This window comes from Nodosilinea sp. LEGE 07298, from assembly GCF_015207265.1.
Lineage (GTDB): Bacteria > Cyanobacteriota > Cyanobacteriia > Phormidesmidales > Phormidesmidaceae > Nodosilinea.
The window spans coordinates 1-3,442 of record NZ_JADEXE010000466.1; the positions used below are offsets into that span (position 1 = coordinate 1).

Here is a 3,442-nt window from a genome sequence, read left to right on the forward strand (position 1 = left end):
AGGAGAAACTGCCGCTTTATCTGGGGTTCTTTGAGTTCGTACACAATGCCCGTAAGCGAGGAAAGGCACTGCTGGGCAACCTATTGGAGACCTTGTTGAACTAGCTCCCCAAAATCCGTATTGAGCCAAACCATAATGGCAGACAATACACGTTTCCAAGACGCACAAGCCTGTGCTGGAGAGGCTATTGAGGCACTTCTCTCAATTTATTGGGGAGACAGCTTTGATGCAGAACAGTTGGAGACAGCCCTTGCGGAGACTATCCAATCCTTCACCCAAAGCGCTCGTAGGTTAACTGAGGCTCATCCCATGGCTAAGGAATTTGAGTTGGTTGACTTGGAAGAGCCTGGTTCTCTATCGATCACGACTCAACCTGAAGGCCTTGTACCACCGTTTAAGCCCAAGGTCAGGAGGTCTCAACCCTTAGGGACTACTGCAATGCTGACCCCAATGGACGTGCTGCGGCTAGTTGCTGTTGGTAACCCACAGACGGTAAATTCATGTGTTGCCGGTTTGTTTCGCCTGGGGTACGCTCGGCCCGAAGAGTGGTCAAGGCATTTGCCAGCTGCTAATCCTGGCCAAGTCATGCGCATCCTCACTAAGCGAGTGGTGCAGGTTAGCTAGATTGTCCTCTGGGTTTTACCCATGTGCTGCGATCTGTGATCGCAGCTAATAGCTAGAAGCTCCCGGTGATATAGCTGGGAGCTTTTCTTTAAGTAGTGTTTGGCAACTCATTTACTCTTTAGGGGAAATTAGGGTATATTAGTACTGCCCGCAAGGGATGCCATAAGTTGTCGGCCATAAGCCGCAACCAAGGATGCCGTCGTTTCTTCCAGCCTCATTGAGGTTGGTGGTGTCCTTCCTCATGGCAACAATACAAGAATATAAGTTTGGCAATAAGCATCAAGCCGCAGCAGTAACTGGGTTTAGTCCAGAAACGCTGAAAAAGTATCGTCTAATCAACAAGAGCCTTTTGGAAAATATCCACTGGGTCAAGCTTAATTCGCGGACGATTCGGTACAACTTACCTCTGCTTACAGATTGGGTAGCAAATCAGCACGATCCTGCTGCGCATCGCAGAGCAATTGAGCACTATCTACAGACAAAGCTTTCAAATCAGCGAAAGCGCCCTTCACATGTAACTAAATCTGGGCCACCTAAGCACTACCTATAGCTGCTTTGAAGGAGCAGAGAAGTGCGGGTACGCCCGGCATGGATTCCTGTTAAAGCTTGGGAAGCTCTTCCAAGCTATGGGAATGTGTATCTACTTGTTCGAATGCTAGACCTGAAGGGATCTGGTTGGGCAAGTTTGTCAATTGTGCAGGCTGCCGAAATTCTGAACCTGGCCAGACGAACAGTCGTGGACTATGTTCGTCGTTGTCGTCAGTATGGACTATTTCGTAGTCTTCGGTGGGATGGGCCAAACCATGTGCGGGTTTTTTACTCTAGTCTTCCTAAAGTTGCCCATGCCCATTCCAGCAGTGGTGGGTGCAGGGTACTAGTTGAGCCAGAAAACCTGAAGTTGAAAAAGGCGATTGTGGTTGAAGCGATCGCTAAGTCAAAGCAACAGCAATCTTTTTATAAGCAACACAAGGAGCAACAGACTAAGCAAAACAGAAAGAAGCCACAAATAAATACGCTGAGCCAGGTATTTGGTAAGGAATCCTCTCATTATGCGGGGGGCACTTCTCCTATCCTTCGCCGTACCCAGCGTTTTACGTTTGTGGACTCCTTATTCACAATTTTTGGGACTAGTCAACCCACCATTGCCGCTAGTGTAGGTCGTTCCGAACGCACTGTTCGTCGCCGCTTGTCAAACCAGTACCGGGAAGCACTTGCAATCAGACATCAGAAGGATCTTACAGTCCTGAAAAGAACGCAACTAGCTTTAAAGACTGAGATCTCGCCAGAAATGCTTCGGTTTCAACGCTCTGAATCTTTTAGTCAAGATAACTTCTTTGAAGCATTTGGACAGGTTTGGCGAGCAGGTTGTAATGTCTACTCGTCAGATCTGCAAATCAAAGGTCAGAGGCGCGTGAATAAGCATGTAACTCGGTTGGAGGAATCTGTTGATCTGTTGGAGGAGTCTACTCCGCTGAAGGAATCCCTTGGTTCGTTAACAAATGAAAAAGATAGTAAGGCATAAGAGATAGGTTACTTTTACGTGCTCTAGCCTATCGGCAAGAAACAGCTAAATACGGTTGCCGGGATTGAGAGGATAGCGAGAAAGTCGCGCCAGTTTGTAGCATCCGTATTCTTCGCTGTTTCAGTCTCGTTGCCGAGATTAGGTGGGTGGCGAGTTGAATTCCTTTCGCAGGCCTAGCTAGATAAGCAAGACCAAGTTTCAGTCTCGTTGCCGAGATTAGGTGGGTGGCGAGCCTACTGCTGATCCGCTGCATCCCCTGCGTGCAGTCGACAACATCGAGACGCAAGCTTTCACGTTCCTAGTTTCAGTCTCGTTGCCGAGATTAGGTGGGTGGCGAGTCCCTCACAGGCCCAGGCCGATCAGCAGGATGGATGTTTCAGTCTCGTTGCCGAGATTAGGTGGGTGGCGAGGATAAACAATGGGGCATTACCATAGGCGATCCTTTCATGTTTCAGTCTCGTTGCCGAGATTAGGTGGGTGGCGAGTCCAGGGTGGCTTTTTCCAACATTACCGAGGTGTTGTTTCAGTCTCGTTGCCGAGATTAGGTGGGTGGCGAGTCGGGTGTCGGGTGGTTCGTAGCTGTTGCCGTCATGTTTCAGTCTCGTTGCCGAGATTAGGTGGGTGGCGAGCGACCAGCCGATCGCCCTCAAAGGCTACCAGGGCGAGTTTCAGTCTCGTTGCCGAGATTAGGTGGGTGGCGAGCATCGACATCTTCGCGGCCCAGAAGAACATGATGTCCGTTTCAGTCTCGTTGCCGAGATTAGGTGGGTGGCGAGCGTCGAGGGCTGTCCAACGATGTCGTGTGCATTGTGTTTCAGTCTCGTTGCCGAGATTAGGTGGGTGGCGAGCTGGCACGCCGTCGGTGGGCAACAATCTGGCGGCTAGGTTTCAGTCTCGTTGCCAAGATTAGGTGGGTGGCGAGTACACAACTTCACTGCCTGCCCCCACCGCCCCGGCTGGTTTCAGTCTCGTTGCCGAGATTAGGTGGGTGGCGAGCTATGCCGGTGGGGCGTACCCGTCGATCGCTGAGTAGTTTCAGTCTCGTTGCCGAGATTAGGGGGGTGGCGAGGATTACTTGGGGATCTTGAACAATAGGAGTCAGGCGTTTCAGTCTCGTTGCCGAGATTAGGTGGGTGGCGAGTCGTATTGAGGTATTGCAAAGAACAGTCCTAGTTCCACCCAAGTTTGTGTCGAGTAAAATAGGGGTAGAGCGCTTAGGAGGCCAACGTGATGGCCAAGCAACGACGGAAGCGTGGAACCGCAGGCGATAAAACGATTTGTCTTCCCATTGCAGAC

Annotated in this window: 2 protein-coding genes, 1 pseudogene and 1 CRISPR repeat array; all 3 genes and pseudogenes read left to right on the forward strand. The window is 50.6% G+C overall.

The window, feature by feature from the left end:
* Positions 1-104, forward strand: a pseudogene (locus IQ273_RS36210) (DDE transposase); the annotation flags it as partial.
* Positions 105-438: 334 nt separating this feature from the next.
* Positions 439-624 (forward strand): hypothetical protein, encoded by a 186-nt coding sequence (locus tag IQ273_RS31790; RefSeq protein ID WP_194027085.1) that lies wholly within the window; start codon positions 439-441, stop codon positions 622-624.
* 571 nt (positions 625-1,195) lie between these two features.
* The gene (locus tag IQ273_RS31795) at positions 1,196-2,146 is read left to right on the forward strand and encodes a hypothetical protein (protein ID WP_194027086.1); all 951 of its coding nucleotides are present in this window, start codon (positions 1,196-1,198) and stop codon (positions 2,144-2,146) included.
* Positions 2,147-2,268: 122 nt separating this feature from the next.
* Positions 2,269-3,287: a CRISPR direct-repeat array (repeat unit 37 nt; unit sequence GTTTCAGTCTCGTTGCCGAGATTAGGTGGGTGGCGAG).
* Positions 3,288-3,442: the final 155 nt, after the last annotated feature.

What these genes read in the sequence shown, in the direction of transcription:
- IQ273_RS31790 (WP_194027085.1), top strand. Translation starts at nt 439, where the DNA reads ATGCTGACCCCAATGGACGTGCTGCGGCTAGTTGCTGTTGGTAACCCA.